Raw genomic sequence first — 17,313 nt, 5'->3', positions numbered from 1 at the left:
CTCCTCTGACCCTGATCGTCGGGTTCGACTTGACTCCCCTCTTCATTTCTGTGACCCTGAAAGTAGGCTAGAGTTTAGTCTAATGAATGGATATGAATCGTAAATTTATCACACTTTTGGGCCTTATCGCAGTCTCTCTCTTTGGAATCGCCTTTTTCTCCTCCAAAGAAACTTCTTACTTATTGCTAGATGCTTCCGAATTAGCGGCACACCAAGCCAATTATTCCGATCAAAATCTCAGAGTGAGAGGGTTCGTCAAAGCAGGCAGCCTGGTTCGTGAAGGTAAAAAAGCCAAATTCCATCTGGAATTAGACAATCAATCTGTCCCTGTTTATTTTACGGGAGCCACTCTACTTCCGGATGCCTTCAAAGAAGGTGCCAGAGCTCGAGTAGACGGGAAACTGGAAAAAGGAATTTTAGTAGCAAGCCATGTGGAAGCAAAATGCGCTTCTAAATACGAAGCAGGTTACGCAGAAGAAAAATGAATAATTTAGGGATCGTCCTTCTCATCTCATCGCTTGCACTTTGCATCTTCTCTCTCATCCAAACTTCTTTAGGAATCTATCACAAAAGCAGAAAGTCCATCGAATTGGGAAGACTGTCCTTGATGGCAAATCCTTGGATCATCATACTTAGCTTTTTCGTCTTGATGACCCAATTGGTTCGTTCTGACTATAGCAATTATTATGTGGTCATGCATTCCAGCGAACATCTGCCTTTATTTTATAAGGTAACATCGATTTGGTCCGGTTCTTCCGGATCGTTGTTATTTTGGAATTTAATTCTAAATCTTTTCACCTTTATCGTATTATGGCAAACTAGAAAGTCCATTCAGGATAGAATCCCCGTAATGAACTTAATCCTTGCCGGCTTGTCCGCATTCTTTTCTTTCCTTGCCGTATTTTATGCGGATGCACAACCTTTCCGCGAATTTATTCCGGAAGCCGCAGCGGGAAGAGGACTCAATCCTCTACTACAACATTGGGCGATGATCATCCATCCTCCCATACTTTACATCGGTTATGTGAGCATCTCCATCCCATTCGCAATCGCAATGTCCGCACTGGTTTCGGGACAACTCTCGGAAGACTGGATGAAATTCATCCGTAAATGGACTTTATTCTCCTGGTTCTTTTTAGGAACAGGAATCCTACTCGGTTCCAAATGGGCCTATGAAGAGTTAGGTTGGGGAGGATACTGGGCTTGGGATCCCGTAGAAAACGCATCTCTTATGCCTTGGCTTCTTACCAGCGCATTCGTTCACTCAGTAGTGATCCAAGAAAGAAGAGGAATGCTCAAATTCTGGAATATGATTTTGGTCATATTAGCATACCACTTCAGCCTTTTGGGAACATGGATCACAAGATCGGGAGTTTTGGAAGGACCGCATAGCTTCTCTAAGTCGACCATAGGAACTCCCTTTATCGTATATATTCTAGTCAGTTTCGTATTCTTTACAGGATTCGTCATCTATAGAAGAAAAGAACTCGCGCCTGAAAGAAATTTAGAAGCGGTCACATCCAAAGAAGGAAGTTTTTTACTCAATAACTTCCTACTTGTTCTGGCGACTGCCGCCATTCTTTTGGGAGTGTTTTCTCCACTCCTTTATGGAAAAGAATTCAAGGCTCCTTGGTTCAATTCATGGGGAGTGCCTGCGGGGATCTTCTTACTCTTGTTAATGGGTGCAGCCCCTCTACTCGCATGGAGAAAAGGGGCAAGTTCCGTATTTTTTGCAACCTTACTCAAACCTTTTCTAGCAGGAATCGCAGGAGCCGTTCTCTACGTTATCTTCTACTCGCAAAACTTCACTCGTGCCTCTTCCGAATACGGAGACATTCTTTCCGAAGTGTATTCAGTTCTTACTGTTGCTTTGGGAGTTTTCACCATTGCAGGAATCATTCAAGAATACTACAGAGGCATCGTCGCAAGAAAGGAACAAAATCCTGAAGAGTCCTACCCGATTGCCGCATACAATCTACTCGTAAAAAACAAAAGAAGATATGGCGGTTATCTGGTACATTTTTCACTGGTTCTCATTTTTATCGGTTATGCGGGCAATGCTTTCAAACAAAATACTTCCGTGAAATTTTTCTTCCAAAAGAATCCTCCTACATCGGAAGAAGTTTCCTATTCCTCTCTGGACAAAAGCGTCATAGGAGGATACCAGATCGAAGCGGTTACCTTAAAAATCAAACCTGTTTTGATCTCAGGAGCGGAAGGAGAACCGAACATACAGAATGTGATTGTTTCCCAAGAAGGAACTTTCACCATCCATAAAGGACTCAATAAGGCCGCAGATCTAGTCACGGAAAGAAGGTTCTATCCTCAAATCTCTCACCTAACAGGAGATTTCGAAACGCATATTCCTACAAGTGAACCAGCCATCCTTTCTATGCCGAAGGAAGACTTCTACATCCAGTTAGGTGCCATCGAAGAAGCGGACATGAGTTCCGAAAACCCTGACCTTCCCCTTCTGTTTATGAACTATTACTTCGGAGGGTCTTCCGAACAAGAAAAGCTGCGACTCTTTCTTCAATTCCCTCAGGAACTAGTAGCCAACTTGGAAATCTGGATCAACCCTCTCGTAAAACTCATCTGGATCGGATCACTTCTCTATTTCCTAACAGGACTATTCCTACTTCTCCCTTTTGGAGAGAAAAAATCTAAAAAACCCAAGGCGATCGTTTAACATGATTTTATCGATGTTCCGTTTGGGCGAATCCCCCTTCGGGGGCCGGGCTATCCACTCCAATCTTCCCCTGACCGGGGAAGGATTTCCGTTCCTATCCCTTTCGTCGTCCTAAGGAGAAATATCCATCCATGTCTTCCATAAAAATAAAACAAAAAATCGTCTTACTCTTGTTTGTAGTATTTTTTCTTCCTATAAACAATCTTCTTTCTCAAACCACCACCACTTCCTTAAAAGATCCTCAGCAAGTGCAAATCTTTCTGGAAGCAACAAGAAGAATACGTTGTATCTGCCTGCCAAGTCTTCCCATCCAAGCCTGTTCTTTCAATATGTGCACAGCTTCCAGTTACTTAAAAACCTTTATCGAAAATAGGATCAAAGAAGGAATGAGCGCAGATGATATCGTCTCCAAAATGGAACATGGATTTGGCGAAGAAATTCTAAACGATTCTGTAGTGAAACATTTTACGGAAGAAGGAAACCAAGGAATGGTGAACTCCATCGTCTACGGGTTCGGACCTAAAATTTTAGCCACTCCGGACAGCACCTGGATCAACGTCACCTTACTTGGAATTGGTGTCCTCGGACTGATATTAATCTATTTCTACTTTCAAAGATGGAAACCTAAAACAGAATCCTCACGGGCAGCCAATCAATCCTCAACCTCAGACACAAACGAGATCAAAGAAAAGATTCGCAAATGGGAGAACTCGGAAGAATAATTATGTCTCATAGGGTAAAGTCCCCCATCCCTAATTGGGCGGGGGGAGTGGCTCGTGGGTCCCTCACAATCCAATTAGCTCATAACACAACGAAGTGGAATTTGCCAGAGCGATTTTAAAAAAATTAATTTCTTTTCACCTTTTTGCCCTTCTTACCACAACCAAGGCTTCAATCAAACGAAGGACCTCTTTTTCCGTTAACAAAGCATTCAAACTCACCCGCAAACGAGGAGTCGGTACTGTAGGCGGACGGATCGCAATCACATCGAATCCTATCTTTCTCAATTCCGCAGAATAATAAAGAGCCTCTTCTTCCGTATCCATCAAAATAGGAACGATCTGTGAAACGGTAGAAGAAACGGAAAAACCTTCCCGAGCCAGGCCATCTCGCAAAATCGAAGCTATACGGAGAAGGTGTTCTCTTTCTTTCTCCATATCTCGAATCAGATCCAAGCTGTCCGAAGCAGTAGTAAAAATCATAGGCATGGGTGCGGTACTAAAAATAAAAGGACGCATTCGATTCACCAAATGTTCCCTGCCTAGTTCGGTAGTGGCGATGATCCCTCCTTCTAACCCGAGAGACTTTCCCAATGTGTACACTCTGTACTCGATGGAATCCATTTCTTCCCGGGAAAGATCTTCGAAACACATCCCCCTTCCCTCTTTTCCGAAAACTCCGAAAGAATGAGCTTCGTCCAAAATCAAAACACAATCGTATTTTTTCTTAATCTCGACTAATCGCCGTATATCGGGTTTGTCTCCGTCCATACTGAAAAGAGTTTCGCTGACTATGATTTTTTTTCTTTTGCCGGGGGAAGCAGGATCTCTATCCCATTTGGAAACTTGTTCCTCGAGATGATCCAGATCCAAATGATCATAGTATTTTTTAATCGCACCCGATATCCGAATGCCATCCAAAATGGAAGCATGGTTCAACCTATCCGTGAACACGGCCGTTCTGGAATCTGCGATCGTATCGATAAGACCCATATTGGCCACATATCCGTTCGCCAAACTCAGAGAAGCTCCCGCACCTACAAATTCTGAGAATTTCCTTTCCCAATCCTCCATAGACTGCCTGTGTCCCTTGATCAATCGGGCAGCAGTGGAACCAAGCGTATCTTGGGAAAGATTTTCCTTCATTTTTTCTTTTAATAGACCGCTTTTCGCCAGTCCTAAATAATCGTTAGAACAAAAATCGATCCCTGAGCTAACTTTACATTGGCGATAAAGATTCTTGGTTCGAATCTTTTCCAATTCGGCGCTGATTTCCTGCCAGTGACTTGTCATCTGATCCCAAAATGTCATTTAGATCTATTTTTCCGATTTCTTTTTCTGGCAAGTTCGGAAATCTTCCTTTTAGATGAACATTCCTTCTCTCCCTCCGGCGGCTTTGGAAAAGATCCGCAGTTCAAAAAACATCACTGCCATTACGGGCGCGGGGATTTCTCAAGAAAGCGGAATTCCTACCTTTCGAGGTGCCGGCGGTTTTTGGAAAAATTACAAAGCGGAGGAATTAGCAACCCCGGAAGCCTTTTCTAAAAACCCGAACTTGGTTTGGGAATGGTACGATTGGAGACGGGATCTATGTTTGAAAGCGGAGCCGAATCCCGGACACCTAACTCTTGCAAAATGGGAATCACATGCGACTTCTTTTCATCTCATCACTCAAAATGTAGACGGATTGCATGTTCGAGCAGGCTCGAAACAACTCAAACAAATACACGGAAATATTTTCACAACCAGATGCACTAAATGCGAAGATCTAAGACCGATTGAAACATCAGGGAGAGATTCTTTCTGCCGTAAATGCGATTCACCTCTTCGACCACATATACTCTGGTTTGGCGAAATGTATGACACTACTCTTCTGCAATCCTGTTACGAGATTGCATCCAGATCGGAAGTGATTTTAATCATAGGAACAAGTGCCAACGTTTCCGTCCCAGCCTCTATGGCTGAAGAAGCGATTCGAAGGGGCGCATTGAGCATTGAAATCAATCCTGAAACCACCTCTCTTTCCGGTTCCGTAGACTATTGTCTGCAAGGAAAATCAGGAGAGATACTACCGAAATTCTTCTACGATATTTACGAATCCAAATAAGGCAGCGAAATCATGCTCACAGTATTATTATTATTTTTATCCAATATTTTTATGACCTTCGCTTGGTACGGTCATCTAAAGTTCATAAAAACGAATAACGTTTTTTACATCATTCTCATATCATGGGGAATCGCTTTTTTCGAATATATGCTGATGGTACCAGCCAATCGAATCGGATACACTCAATATAAATTCGAAGGTTTTCAATTGAAGATCATTCAAGAGATCGTAACGATCATAGTGTTTATCTGTTTCGCTACATTAGTATTAGGTGAGAAGATCAAATGGAATTATATCGTAAGTTTCGGGTTGATCCTTCTGGCCGGTTATTTCGCATTTGCCTTCGGGGGCAAATCACAAGGACATTAAAAAAGAAACGATTTCTTCTGCGATTTTTTCCTTAGGAAGAGGTCCGATCTCTTTCGCAAGTCCTTCCGCATGGAAGATACGCACGCTTGAATCGATTTCACCGAATCCTTTTCCTTGCCCTACATAATTGCCTACGATCCATTGGATTCCTTTTTTCTCCAATTTCTCTTTCGCGTATTTTTCGAGTCCTTGCGTTTCCGCAGCGAAGCCGACTCGCAAAGAATTTTTGTATCCTTTCTCTTTCACATGAGAAGAAAGTTGGGCAAGCACATCCGGATTCTCTTCCAATTCCAAAAGAAGTCCCTTGGATGAACCTTCCGATTTATCTTTCTTTATTTTATGTTCGGCGGTCATGATAGGACGAAAGTCCGCAGGAGCCGCAGCCATGATAAGTATGGAATCCTCCGTCACCTCTTCCAAAACGGCATCTCTCAATTGGATGGTTGTTTCCACTGAAATATTTTTCGCCGCTCCCTTCACAAAAGAATATTTTTCCAATGTGTTCCCGTGAATATAAACCACTTCCAAAGGATACTTGAGCAGAGATTCTGCGATATGATACCCCATTTTCCCAGAGGAAGCGTTGGAAATATAACGAACCGGATCGATCCATTCCCTGGTAGGTCCGGATGTAACAATTGCTTTGCGATATTTTGAATTCATTAAAAAGATTAAGAGGAAACGATATTATTATGAAATCTGAGAATTTCCGTTTCTATTTGTTCCACGGAAGCGAGTTTGCCGTAACCTTCGTCCCCGCAAACGACCACTCCTCTGTCAGGAGATATGATATGAACCCCGTCTTTTTCCAGAAGATCCAAATTTCTTTGAACCGCTCGATGAGAATACATACCCGGGTTCATAGAAGGTGCGACTAAAACAGGACAGGTTGCCGCCAGATACGTGGAAGTGACCAAATCGTCTGCGATTCCGTTCGCCATTTTTCCGATGATATTGGCCGACGCAGGTACCACAGCGAAAACGGAAGCGATTGTTTTGATTTCGATATGCGCCATTCCCGTATCGAATTCTTCGATACGAACCGGTTTTCCCGTCAAAGCTTCGAATGTGATTTTGCCGACAAAGTTGGTGGCGTTTTTAGTCATAATCACCCGCACAGGATACCCTTGTTTGGTGAGAGATCTGACCAAATCACAGGATTTATAAGCTGCGATCGATCCGGAAACTGCGATTACGATCTCTTTCATCGATATTACCTGTCTTCTACGGAAACTTCCTTATCCGTTTCGGACTCGGAATCTTCAGAGGTGGATTCGCCTTTAGGAGTGAAAGAGATGGAAAGAATTTTATTTCCTTCCATCTTTTTGACTTTTAAAATTCCTTTTTTGATACGAACGACACTCCCCTCTTTGGGCATATCTTCGTTTTTTTCCAGGAAGTAACCTGCAATGGTTCGGACTTCGTCCAGATCTTCCTGCTCTTCTCCTTCGAGAATGTTTGTTAGGCTGTCAATTTCGGTTTCACCGTCCAAAAGAACTGTTTTGGATTTTCGATTCACGGAAGGAGTTTCATCCGTATCCGTCTCATCCCGAATCTCCCCGAAAAATTCCTCTATGATGTCTTCCAAAGTAAGAAGGCCGGCAACTCCACCGTATTCATCGATTACGATTCCCATGTGCTGCTTTTTTTCACGCAGCTTCGACATCACTCTTTCGATCGACATCGATTCGGGAACCACGACTAAATCCTTCTCCATGAGTGCAGTGATCTTTTCTTTTTTGCCTTTGCTGGAAGTATGATCCGCCTGCCACTTCAAGTATTTTTGAACGTGAACGATTCCAGTGATTTTATCCAAAGTTTGATCATAAACAGGGTAACGGGAAAAACTATGTTCTGCGATCAAAGGAAGCAGTTTATCGATCGTTGAATCTTGAGAGATTCCTATGATGGAAAGACGATGCGTCATTACATCCTTTGCGGAATGTTCGGAAAAATCGAAAGTTTTTTGGATGAGACGCATCTCTTCCTTATCGATCCGCCCTTGTTTTCTCTGCTCTTCGATGATGATCATTAACTCTTCGGGAGAATGAACATATTTATCGCCTGTTTGTTGGAGACGGAATAGAGTCAAAACTCCTCCCGCCAAACGGTTCATAATGAACGTAACAGGAAAAAACAAATAATAAAAAAGCCACATAGGAGCTGACACTCCTAAGGCGACCGTCTCCGTATTTTGAATGGCGATCGACTTAGGAACCAATTCCCCTAAGATCACATGAAACAAAGTGATGACGGTGAATGCGACTCCGATAGAGATGCTGTGCACAGTAAGGGCTTCTACATGAAGATCAAAGAGACGAAAGATTCCCGAGACGATACTTGCAAAGTATTCCTCTCCGATCCAACCGAGAAGTAGGCTCGCAATGGTGATTCCCACCTGACAGACAGACAACATGTCGTCTATCTTGCTGACCGCTTTTTTGGTCATAAGAGCCATGGATCTGTTTTCTTTTACCAACTCTTCCAAACGGGAAGGACGAATGGAAACCATAGCAAACTCTGCCGCAACAAAGAAGCCATTGATGAAAACTAAAATGAGAATGAGCAAAATTCCGATCAATTCCATGAAGCGGTTGTATCCAAAACAACGAAACAAGGAGGCGAAAGAACTGCGAAGGTCGCAATTGAGGGAATCAAATCGGTCGGATTGTTGTGAAAATAGAAATTACTATCAGGGTCCATTTCGGATGTTATCGATCTCTTTTACGGGAAAAGAGGAAACAGTGATAAGTATTTTCCCGCATCATGCCCTGTCGCCTATATTTTCATGAAAATACCCGTTTGTCACAAAGACAGACGGGCATTATGTCACATTTACCAAGGAGTTTGAGTGATCACCAAACCTTCTTCCTTATAAAAAGCGGGATCCACCAAACTTTGGCCGCTAGGAAGATCGGAGTAAGACCAATTAGGTTTGTAGTAAATGGATTTCACTCCGGACCGAAACCAGAACCGAATCCAAGAAGAATGAATTCCAAACCCATCCCCAAAAGAACGAGGCAGAGTTTTTTCAGAATAAACGATCGCTCTAGGCACCGTTCTATAATCGATTCTGCGAACCAAACGATTCAGGCTGATCTCTTCGAAATTACCGGAACTATTTTTGCACGACCAAGATAAATTTGCGAAAGAAGAATCTTTTTTGCTTTGAGTGGCAAAGTCCCATAGGTGAGCTCTTTCCTTATCTTTCAGAATGCGAGAGCCTTCGAAATAAGATGTCTCCACATTCTTTATATTCTTCATTCCCGAAGTGACGTTCTCCATCGGACAAGACCAACTGACAACCGATAACTGTTTCCCTGCATCTTGATTCGGCATCATCGAATAAAAAAGAGAGAACTCTCTGTCCTTAAAATCCTTTTTCAAATGTTTGATGTTTAAAAAACCCGCTTCATTCAGAAAGATCTGATGGGATTCAAAATCTTTAGTTAAATAATAAAAGTCTTTGATGGATTCTGTAATCTCAATCGAATCGAGGCGGGAGGTTCTCACTTCTTTCCAAGTCAATGCGCTCTTTCTCGGTTCTTTAGGATGATAAAAAAACAAAAATATGGAATCTTTATAAGGAAGCAGAAATATCGTAGGAACCTTTGCGGATTCGATGGACTTGATGGATTCCTCTTCCGTCTTCAATAGAAGAGCGGATTCCGTTTCTCTGCTGTCCATATATGTGGAATCGAAAAATTTTGCCTCTCTCTGCGTTTGAAAGCCGGATAAATACTTAAACTGAGAGTCCACAAACTGAACCTGAAACAGAGAATTGGGTTTGGACTTATCCGTTTGTTTTCTTTTGATCAACTCATATCTATAAAGTGCATCTAACAAACCCCAGCCGTCCGATTCATCTTTAAAGAATTGTACGGAATGATCCCAAAATTGATCCGTGGAAAAGGAAATGGGTCTATAGTTTCTGATGAGAAACAAATCCTCATACAACACGGATTGATAATAATCGGTGAGACCGTCTTTGATATGACCCGAAATGGGTCCTCTTTTGCCGGAAGCAGTATGAGCAAAAACGAATCCGAAATTGCGAATGAATTCTGAGGAGAAAAAAGCGTTTTCGGAGTCTAAAATCCCTCTACTCTTCGTGAATTCCACAGTGGACTTACGGAATTCTTTTCTATAAATTTGATTATAACCTTGCAGGATGGTAGCCGCATACTCCAATCTTCTCCATCCTTTCCCTTGCGCCATGTAAATGATTTCATCTGTGATTTTAGAGGAAAGTTCCGGATTTTGATCCATGATGATCTGAGCCAACCTAAGTTTAGGCCAAATATCGTCTTCCGTCAGCTTTTCAGGATCTTGAATCTTCTGCAAAGCTCTCACCGCATTATCCGAGTTTTGTCCTTTCCAGACACTGACAGCGATTAGATCTTTTACTCCCGTGATACTCAAAGGTTCGTTTAAAACGGGATGAAGTGTGTTCGAAGACCAATTGGAAAGATCCAACTTCAAGTAATAGTCGATGGATTTTTTATATTCCTTCTGGAGATAGGCAATCACACCTAACTTGAGATAAATTCGATTCGTAATGGAAGATTTTTTTCCTTTGGACAAACGCAAATACTGAAGGAGGGAATCTTCCGCAGAAGTATAATCCCCACTCAGTATCTGAAAAAAGGAAAGTCTCTCCATGGAGTTTTCGCTCACTTCTCCGTCGCTGACTCTTTCGAAGTCCATAATCATATTCTGGAAATAAAAAGCTTCGTTGATGAGTCCGAGAAATGCAAGTTTGGCGGGAAGATCTTCGTCGATTCTATCCAAAAGAGGAATCCATTCCAAGAGAGGATCCTCGAAAAAAGGAGAAGCGACTCTCATGATGTTCACATAATGTTTATGCATCTCCTTGTCTTTTCCGTTCGGGAGATCGATATAATACTGAAGTCGGAAAACCCTGCACAAGGAATAATAAGGTTTCGATTTGATGCAATCCATCCGAATCATCGCTTTTTTTTCGTCTTCTCCTCCTTGGAAAAGATTTGTCCGCATATTCTTTGCTAGATTACGAAAATAAGTGTTCGGTTCTTTTTGAATGTAAGCATCCATCACTTTGGAAGCTTGTGCATCATCACCTTGTGCCTGTTTCCACAAGGAAGTCAAAAGTGCGTCTGCAAAATTATAATCTCCTTTTTTGGTTCTCAGATCGTAAAGAACATTGGCGACTCCGATCTTATCCTTTCTTCGGAGATAAAGTTCACCTAATATTAAATAGTAGTCAATTTCTTGATTTACGGAAAGATTTTGAGGAGATTTAAAACGATAGTCGTCCCTGGAAGAAAGGGCTTCATTTCCCTGGATCATCAGCTTGGAGCCGTTAGAATGTATCGACCAGCCTTGGTTGCGCGCGCTTTGGGCGAAAATCGGTCCGTAGAAATAAGAAATACAGAGAAGAACTGCGACTTTCACGCATTTTCCGGCAAAACTCATATATATCCAGTATTCTTTCAAATTGCCGAAATTTGGTCAAGTGACATAAGTCGGAATTCCAAAATCTAAAAACTTTTACTTTTTCCGTCCATCCTGTTTGGATTTTAGAAAAATAACTCGTCTCAAGTGTAATTTTTTTTTCGTCCAATTCCACTAAAGCGGGTTTAAAGAACAGTGAATCGACTCAGAGATGAATTTTTTTCCCACCTCAAAAAGGATGAATCTCTGTTCTCCTTTTTACTCGATCATTCACTGGACGGAATTTGGTTCTGGAATCTGGAAAATAGGGAAGAAGGCTGGATGAATGGCACATTCTGGTCCGCCTTAGGGTACGATCCGAAGAATCCTCCTCATTGGAAAGAAGTTCTTTTTCCGGATGACCAAGGCGCCGTCAGAGAGGCATTTTATAAACATCTGGAAGATGGATCCGAATATTTCGAAACCGTTCTTAGATACAAACATGCATTAGGTACAACTTCCTGGTTTCGATGCAGAGGGAAATGCATACGTAACGACCAAGGAGTGCCCATCCGTCTTCTAGGAAGCAATATAGATATCACAAAAGTAAAAGAAAGAGAAACAGAGACAAACACTCTTCTTGCCAGGCTCTCATCCATCTTAATGAACGTGGGAGATATGGTCTTTCTTTTGGACAGACAGTATGTGTTTCAAGAGTTGAAACAATATGACTCCGCTGATCATATAGTAAAACAAGAGAATTACATCGGTAAGTCGATCTACGACATTCCGTTTGCGGAAGATACGAAACGGAAAATCGTCAAAGCGATCGAAAAAACGTTTCAGACTAGAGAAAAAACTTACGTGGATTATTCGATACCCTTCCCTGATGGGGAAAGATATTTCCATTTATTGATCTCTCCCATACTTTACGAAAATAAAGACGTCACGGAAGTGATCGCAGTAGCAAGAAATGTAACCGAAACATTACATTTACAGTCCGCAATAGAAGAAGGAAACAAAATATTCATAAACGGCCCGATGGTTGTCTTCCGCTGGAGTTTTTCCCCCGGCTGGCCGGTCCAATATGTATCACCTAATATAGATAATCTGAACGGATATTCCGCCAAAGAAATTCAATCAGGAAACATCAAACTGCTGGATTTAATTCATCCTGAAGACAGAGAAAGGATCGAATTGGAAATATCCGTTTATCTGAAACAAAAACTCCCTTTTTTCACTCAAGAATATCGAATCCTTAAAAAAGATTCCTCTTCCATTTTTGTGATCGACTATTCCACTCCGATCTATGATGAAAACGGTTTTCCCAAAACGGTTCTAGCCTATATCCAAGACAATTCGGAAAGGAAAAGTTTTGAAGAACAGATAGTCAGACAAAGAAATGAAATCCAAAGAGTGCACAAACGTTTGGAAGATACGAACCGAGTCGCTCAAGTAGGAGGATGGGATGTGGATCTCATCCATCGCACGATCTGGTGGTCCCAGGAAATGAGATTTTTGTATGAAACCTCTCCTTCTTACAGCCCTACTTTGGATATGGCGATGGAGTTGATCAAAGAAGGAGAAAACAAGGAATACTTTCTTAAAATATTCGAAGAATCGATTGCAACAGGAGTTCCTTACGATATAGAAATTCAAATTTTAACCGTCACAGGTAAACCGAAATGGGTGCGTGCCATAGGAAATCCAGAATATGTAAACGGACAATGTGTTCGAATTCACGGCTCCCTACAAGACATCAATCAAAGGAAGTTAGACAGCTTTGAGAAGGCTCTCAAAGAGGAACAATTCAAGAAAGCATTTCATTCTTCCGCATTTGGAATGGCGATTATATCTTTATCGGGTAAATTCGAGGAAGTAAACAAAAGTTTATGCGATATGTTAGGTTATTCGAAAGAAGAAATGTTGAGTCGACAGTTTCAATCCATCACACACCCGGAAGACCTCACTATAGATTTGAATTATAGGGAAGAATTGCTTGCAGGCAGGATAGAATCATTCAATAGAGAAAAACGTTATATCCGTAAAGACGGACAAATTGTTTATGTTTTGCTGAGTGTTTCCGTGATCAAAACGATAGAAGGGAAACCTCATCATTTCGTAGCACAAGTGGAAAACACTACGGAACGCGTAAGATCGAATCAAATCACAAAGGAAACCATCGCGAACCTACAAAGTATTTTGGACGCAAGCACTCAAGTTTCCATCATCAGTACGGATTGTAATGGTTTAATCACGAACTTTAACCGAGGCGCCGAAACATTATTAGGTTATTCTGCAAATGAAATGGTAGGAATCAAGTCCACAGTTTCCATCCATAAAGAAGAGGAAGTTTTAGCAAGAGGGCTAGAACTCTCTCGTGAATTCGGGCAAAAAATTTCAGGATTCGATACATTCGTGACCTATGCCAAACTGGGAAAATACGATGCCAGAGAATGGACTTTTGTCAGAAAGGACGGAACAGGTTTTCCCGTTCATTCCGTAACTACGGCGATCCGAGATTCGGAAAAAAACATCATCGGCTTTTTAGAGATCGCTACAGACATATCCGACCGAAAAAACCTGGAACGAAGCGTCATCGAAGCAAAACTAAAAGCGGAAGCAGCCAATCGTTCTAAGTCCGAATTTTTGGCAAATATGAGTCATGAAATCAGAACTCCTTTGAACGGAGTGATCGGCTTTACGGATCTGCTTCTCAGAACGGATTTAAACGAATTACAGAAAGAATACATGTCTACAGTTTACCAATCCGCCTCATCTCTTTTGGATCTTTTGAACGATATATTGGACTTCTCCAAAATTGAGGCGGGGAAGATGGAAATCTTCGCTGAGAAAGTCGATTTACGCGAGTTAATCGGCAAAATCATGGATATAATCAAATACAAAGCCTTCGAAAAACAACTGAAAATGTCTTTGAAGATGGACGAGGAAACTCCCAGATATATATGGGCAGACCCTATTCGCTTAAGACAAGTTATGTTAAACCTTCTCGGCAACGCGGTTAAGTTCACTCACGAAGGTGAGATAGAGATCAAAATCGAATGTTTAAACCCGTCCATCCGAGAAGCTAAAAAAGTTTTTCTCTTTATGGTCAAGGATACCGGAATAGGAATCTCTTCTGAAAATCGCAGAAAGATCTTTGAAGCTTTCGAACAAGAAGACGCTTCCACAACAAGACGTTACGGAGGAAGCGGCCTAGGATTATCCATATCCAACAAACTTTTGGGTTTGATGAATTCATATTTGGAAGTAGAGAGTGAAGTCGGCAAAGGAAGTGCCTTCTTTTTCAAACTGGAACTTCCTTCCGAATCCCATTCAGAGGAACAAAACTCCTATTTCAAATCAAACGATTCCCGCGACAAGATCCTATCCGAAAAACTGAACTTTCCTAAACAAAATAACAACGATGAGTCGAATGTATCAAAATTACCTTATGTAGTGATGATTGTGGAAGATAACAGCGTGAACATGCAACTCTCCAAAAAAATCATTCTTAAATGCATCCCTAGTGCGGAAATCATAGAAGCAGTCAACGGAAAAGAAGCTGTTGCAAAATTCAGTCAATATCTTCCGCAATTAATTTTTATGGACATCCAAATGCCGGAAATGAACGGATACGATGCGACTCGCAAAATCAGAGAAATGGAAAAAGGAAAGTCGGTTCCTATCATTGCCATCACTGCTGGAACTTTAAAAGGAGAAGAAGACCGTTGTTTGGAAGCGGGGATGAATGATTATATTTCCAAGCCTGTTGTTTTTCTCAGGATCAAAGATACGATCGACAAGTGGATCCGAAAAACCGCTTCTGTTTCTTAGATTTTTCCAATAGATTTTAATCAGGGTTTGGTTTCCATAGTCATTGGGCGCTAAATCGTGTTATTATCCATCTCCAAACTCTCCAAAACAATCGGCGAAAAAGTATTATTCAAAAACTTAGACTTCGGAATCTCCGAAGAAGAGAAAGTGGCAATCGTAGGGACCAACGGATCCGGCAAATCGACGCTTCTCAGAACCATTCTCGGCAAAGAGGAGTTAGATTCAGGAAGCGTCATCGCAAACAAACAGTTAAAGATTGCCGTATTGGAACAAAATCCTGTTTTTGATCCGGAAGAAAAAATCATCGATCATATCTACAGAGGCGGAGGGAAATTAGTAAATCTACTTCACGATTATGCGATCGCTTGTGCAGAACTGGAAACAGGAACAGAAGAATCGGAAGCAAACTACACTCGCCTTATGCAGGAGATGGACAGGCTCTCCGCTTGGGAATACGAATCTCAAATCACCTCCATATTACGAGAGCTAGGTGTCGATAGGCTGGAAAGAAAAATGTCTTCTCTTTCCGGAGGGATGCTGAAAAAAGTAGAACTTGCCAAAACGCTGATCGAAGAAAGTAATCTTCTTATTTTGGATGAGCCTACAAACCATTTGGATGTGAATTCGATCCTGTGGTTGGAAGAATATTTGATCCAATGTAAAAAAGCGCTTCTTCTCATCACGCACGATCGTTATTTCTTGGACAGAGTCGTCTCCAAAATTCTGGAGATCGATAGAGGTAGCCATTATACTTACGAAGGGAACTACTCCGAATTCCTTGAAAAAAAGGTAGAAAGAGAAGAAACGCTTCTGAAACAAGAAGATAAAAACAGACAATTTCTAAAACAGGAAATGAAATGGCTGAAACGTCAGCCAAAAGCGAGAACCACCAAACAAAAAGCCAGAATCGACAGAGCGGAGAATCTCAAGAATAGAGAAGTATTCGAACTACAAAAAGAACTGGAACTAAGCGTTGCCTCTAAACGACAAGGAAAAACGATTTTAGAAATTCATTCTCTTCATAAATCCTTTCCCGGCAGACCTATCGTAAAAAATTTCACATACTATTTCAAAGCCAAAGAAAGGTTAGGCGTCGTAGGTCCGAACGGAGTCGGAAAGTCGACTTTGCTGAACTTATTTGCAGGAGTTCTAGATCCCGATTCGGGATTCGTCAAACCAGGATTAAACACTAAGATCGGTTATTTCGATCAAATCAGCAGGGATCTCCCTCTCCAGATGAACGTTCTCGATTACATTAAGGAATATTCAGGGGAATACATTACCAACGAAGAAGGTGAAAAAATCACAGCCTCCAAAGTATTGGAAAGATTTTTATTCGACGGCAAACAACAATACACTCAAATTTCAAAGCTTTCCGGTGGAGAAAAAAGAAGATTGTATTTGGTTCAAATCCTTATGTGCGGCCCTAATTTTTTGATTTTGGACGAACCTACAAACGATTTGGACATACAAACATTATCCATCTTGGAAAATTTTCTAAACGAATTTCCTGGAACAGTCGTTACAGTATCGCACGATCGTTATTTTCTGGATAGAGTCGCCGAATCTTTGCTAGTTTTTCAAGAAAACGGGCAGATCGATACCTATATAGGAAGTTTCTCCTCTTATTTGGAGAAAGAATCGGCACCTAAAGAAAAACAGGAAGAACTCAAAGTTCAAGTGCAAGAGAAGCCGGTATCCGACTTTAAAAAGAATTCGAAAGAAGAAAAACAAAGAAAGAAGTTGGAAGAAGAGATCGAAAAACTGGAAAAGCAAAAGGAAACCCTTCATTTATCCTTAGAATCCTTCTCTCAAGACCATCTCAAATTGGCGGAAATTTCTAAAGAAATAGAAGGGTTAGACCTGCTCATCGAAGAGAAATATGCACAATGGGAAAAAGTCTGATTTTTCCATTTAGTAAATCTTTCCGCATGAAAATCCCACTGATTTTCGATTAGATTAGAGTTCGTTTCCAGTATAACGAATAGGAAACTTCCGATTCGAATCAATCTTTTGATCGAAAACTATCTTAAATTAGGTGAAAAGCAGTCAAAGCAGAAGTTTTTACCGATCCGCAAAACAGCTAACAATTCCTTCTGCTCAATATATTAGCCAAGCTGTTAATATATAATATTAATTGATTCAGTAAAAGAAGCGGAGTGCAAATCGAAGATTTTTTT

The 17,313-nt window shown here is 41.3% G+C and carries 12 protein-coding genes; 7 read left to right on the top strand and 5 right to left on the bottom strand.

Annotated features, from left to right (window positions below):
* Positions 1-92: 92 nt before the first annotated feature.
* The 3 genes from EHS15_RS11600 (at position 93) to EHS15_RS11590 (ending at position 3,411) form a co-directional block, all read left to right on the top strand.
* On the top strand, positions 93-485 hold the full coding sequence (locus EHS15_RS11600) for a cytochrome c maturation protein CcmE domain-containing protein (RefSeq protein ID WP_135760728.1): 393 nt from the start codon (positions 93-95) through the stop codon (positions 483-485).
* Entirely contained in the window at positions 482-2,689 is a 2,208-nt protein-coding gene (locus EHS15_RS11595) for a heme lyase CcmF/NrfE family subunit (RefSeq protein ID WP_135760727.1), read from the top strand. The genes EHS15_RS11600 and EHS15_RS11595 overlap by 4 nt, the downstream gene beginning before the upstream one ends.
* A 140-nt stretch (positions 2,690-2,829) precedes the next feature.
* Entirely contained in the window at positions 2,830-3,411 is a 582-nt protein-coding gene (locus EHS15_RS11590; RefSeq protein WP_425460643.1) for a cytochrome c-type biogenesis protein CcmH, read from the top strand.
* Between the two features lie 135 nt (positions 3,412-3,546).
* Here EHS15_RS11590 and EHS15_RS11585 read toward each other — a convergent pair whose 3' ends face one another.
* Positions 3,547-4,719: an aminotransferase class I/II-fold pyridoxal phosphate-dependent enzyme gene (locus EHS15_RS11585; protein ID WP_246052108.1), complete on the bottom strand. Its 1,173-nt coding sequence runs from the start codon at positions 4,717-4,719 to the stop codon at positions 3,547-3,549.
* A 55-nt stretch (positions 4,720-4,774) separates the two neighbouring features.
* Here EHS15_RS11585 and EHS15_RS11580 point away from each other — a divergent pair, with 55 nt between their 5' ends.
* Both EHS15_RS11580 and EHS15_RS11575 read left to right on the top strand, forming a co-directional pair.
* Positions 4,775-5,515 carry an SIR2 family NAD-dependent protein deacylase gene (locus EHS15_RS11580; RefSeq protein ID WP_135760726.1) on the top strand — a complete coding sequence of 247 codons (741 nt, stop codon included), beginning with the start codon at positions 4,775-4,777 and terminating at the stop codon, positions 5,513-5,515.
* 12 nt (positions 5,516-5,527) lie between these two features.
* The gene (locus EHS15_RS11575) at positions 5,528-5,884 is read left to right on the top strand and encodes a DMT family protein (protein ID WP_135760725.1); all 357 of its coding nucleotides are present in this window, start codon (positions 5,528-5,530) and stop codon (positions 5,882-5,884) included.
* Here the strand turns inward: EHS15_RS11575 and EHS15_RS11570 are convergent.
* From EHS15_RS11570 to EHS15_RS11555, 4 genes are all read right to left on the bottom strand, one after another.
* A complete protein-coding gene (locus EHS15_RS11570) occupies positions 5,870-6,547 on the bottom strand; it encodes a phosphopantothenoylcysteine decarboxylase domain-containing protein (protein WP_135760724.1) in 678 nt (225 codons plus the stop codon). The two genes, EHS15_RS11575 and EHS15_RS11570, sit on opposite strands and share 15 nt — an antisense overlap.
* Before the next feature lie 8 nt (positions 6,548-6,555).
* Positions 6,556-7,092 carry a phosphopantothenoylcysteine decarboxylase gene (locus tag EHS15_RS11565; protein WP_135760723.1) on the bottom strand — a complete coding sequence of 179 codons (537 nt, stop codon included), beginning with the start codon at positions 7,090-7,092 and terminating at the stop codon, positions 6,556-6,558.
* 5 nt (positions 7,093-7,097) lie between these two features.
* The gene (locus tag EHS15_RS11560; protein WP_135760722.1) at positions 7,098-8,471 is read right to left on the bottom strand and encodes a hemolysin family protein; all 1,374 of its coding nucleotides are present in this window, start codon (positions 8,469-8,471) and stop codon (positions 7,098-7,100) included.
* 248 nt (positions 8,472-8,719) lie between these two features.
* Complete coding sequence (locus EHS15_RS11555) at positions 8,720-11,338, bottom strand: tetratricopeptide repeat protein (protein ID WP_135760721.1); 2,619 nt, start codon at positions 11,336-11,338, stop codon at positions 8,720-8,722.
* A 174-nt stretch (positions 11,339-11,512) separates the two neighbouring features.
* On the opposite strand from EHS15_RS11555, the gene EHS15_RS11550 reads away from it, so the two are divergent.
* Together EHS15_RS11550 and EHS15_RS11545 are read left to right on the top strand one after the other, a co-directional pair.
* The gene (locus EHS15_RS11550) at positions 11,513-15,133 is read left to right on the top strand and encodes a PAS domain S-box protein (protein WP_135760720.1); all 3,621 of its coding nucleotides are present in this window, start codon (positions 11,513-11,515) and stop codon (positions 15,131-15,133) included.
* Positions 15,134-15,190: 57 nt separating this feature from the next.
* A complete protein-coding gene (locus EHS15_RS11545) occupies positions 15,191-17,038 on the top strand; it encodes an ABC-F family ATP-binding cassette domain-containing protein (RefSeq protein ID WP_135760719.1) in 1,848 nt (615 codons plus the stop codon).
* Positions 17,039-17,313 lie beyond the last annotated feature (275 nt).

It is taken from the genome of Leptospira idonii (assembly GCF_004770995.1).
Lineage (GTDB): Bacteria > Spirochaetota > Leptospiria > Leptospirales > Leptospiraceae > Leptospira_A > Leptospira_A idonii.
This window is presented reverse-complemented; position numbering and strand designations above follow the sequence as displayed.

What these genes read in the sequence shown, in the direction of transcription:
- EHS15_RS11570 (WP_135760724.1), bottom strand. Translation starts at nt 6,547, where the DNA reads ATGAATTCAAAATATCGCAAAGCAATTGTTACATCCGGACCTACCAGG.
- EHS15_RS11580 (WP_135760726.1), top strand. Translation starts at nt 4,775, where the DNA reads ATGAACATTCCTTCTCTCCCTCCGGCGGCTTTGGAAAAGATCCGCAGT.
- EHS15_RS11585 (WP_246052108.1), bottom strand. Translation starts at nt 4,719, where the DNA reads ATGACATTTTGGGATCAGATGACAAGTCACTGGCAGGAAATCAGCGCC.
- EHS15_RS11600 (WP_135760728.1), top strand. Translation starts at nt 93, where the DNA reads ATGAATCGTAAATTTATCACACTTTTGGGCCTTATCGCAGTCTCTCTC.
- EHS15_RS11565 (WP_135760723.1), bottom strand. Translation starts at nt 7,092, where the DNA reads ATGAAAGAGATCGTAATCGCAGTTTCCGGATCGATCGCAGCTTATAAA.
- EHS15_RS11595 (WP_135760727.1), top strand. Translation starts at nt 482, where the DNA reads ATGAATAATTTAGGGATCGTCCTTCTCATCTCATCGCTTGCACTTTGC.
- EHS15_RS11555 (WP_135760721.1), bottom strand. Translation starts at nt 11,338, where the DNA reads ATGAGTTTTGCCGGAAAATGCGTGAAAGTCGCAGTTCTTCTCTGTATT.
- EHS15_RS11575 (WP_135760725.1), top strand. Translation starts at nt 5,528, where the DNA reads ATGCTCACAGTATTATTATTATTTTTATCCAATATTTTTATGACCTTC.
- EHS15_RS11560 (WP_135760722.1), bottom strand. Translation starts at nt 8,471, where the DNA reads ATGGAATTGATCGGAATTTTGCTCATTCTCATTTTAGTTTTCATCAAT.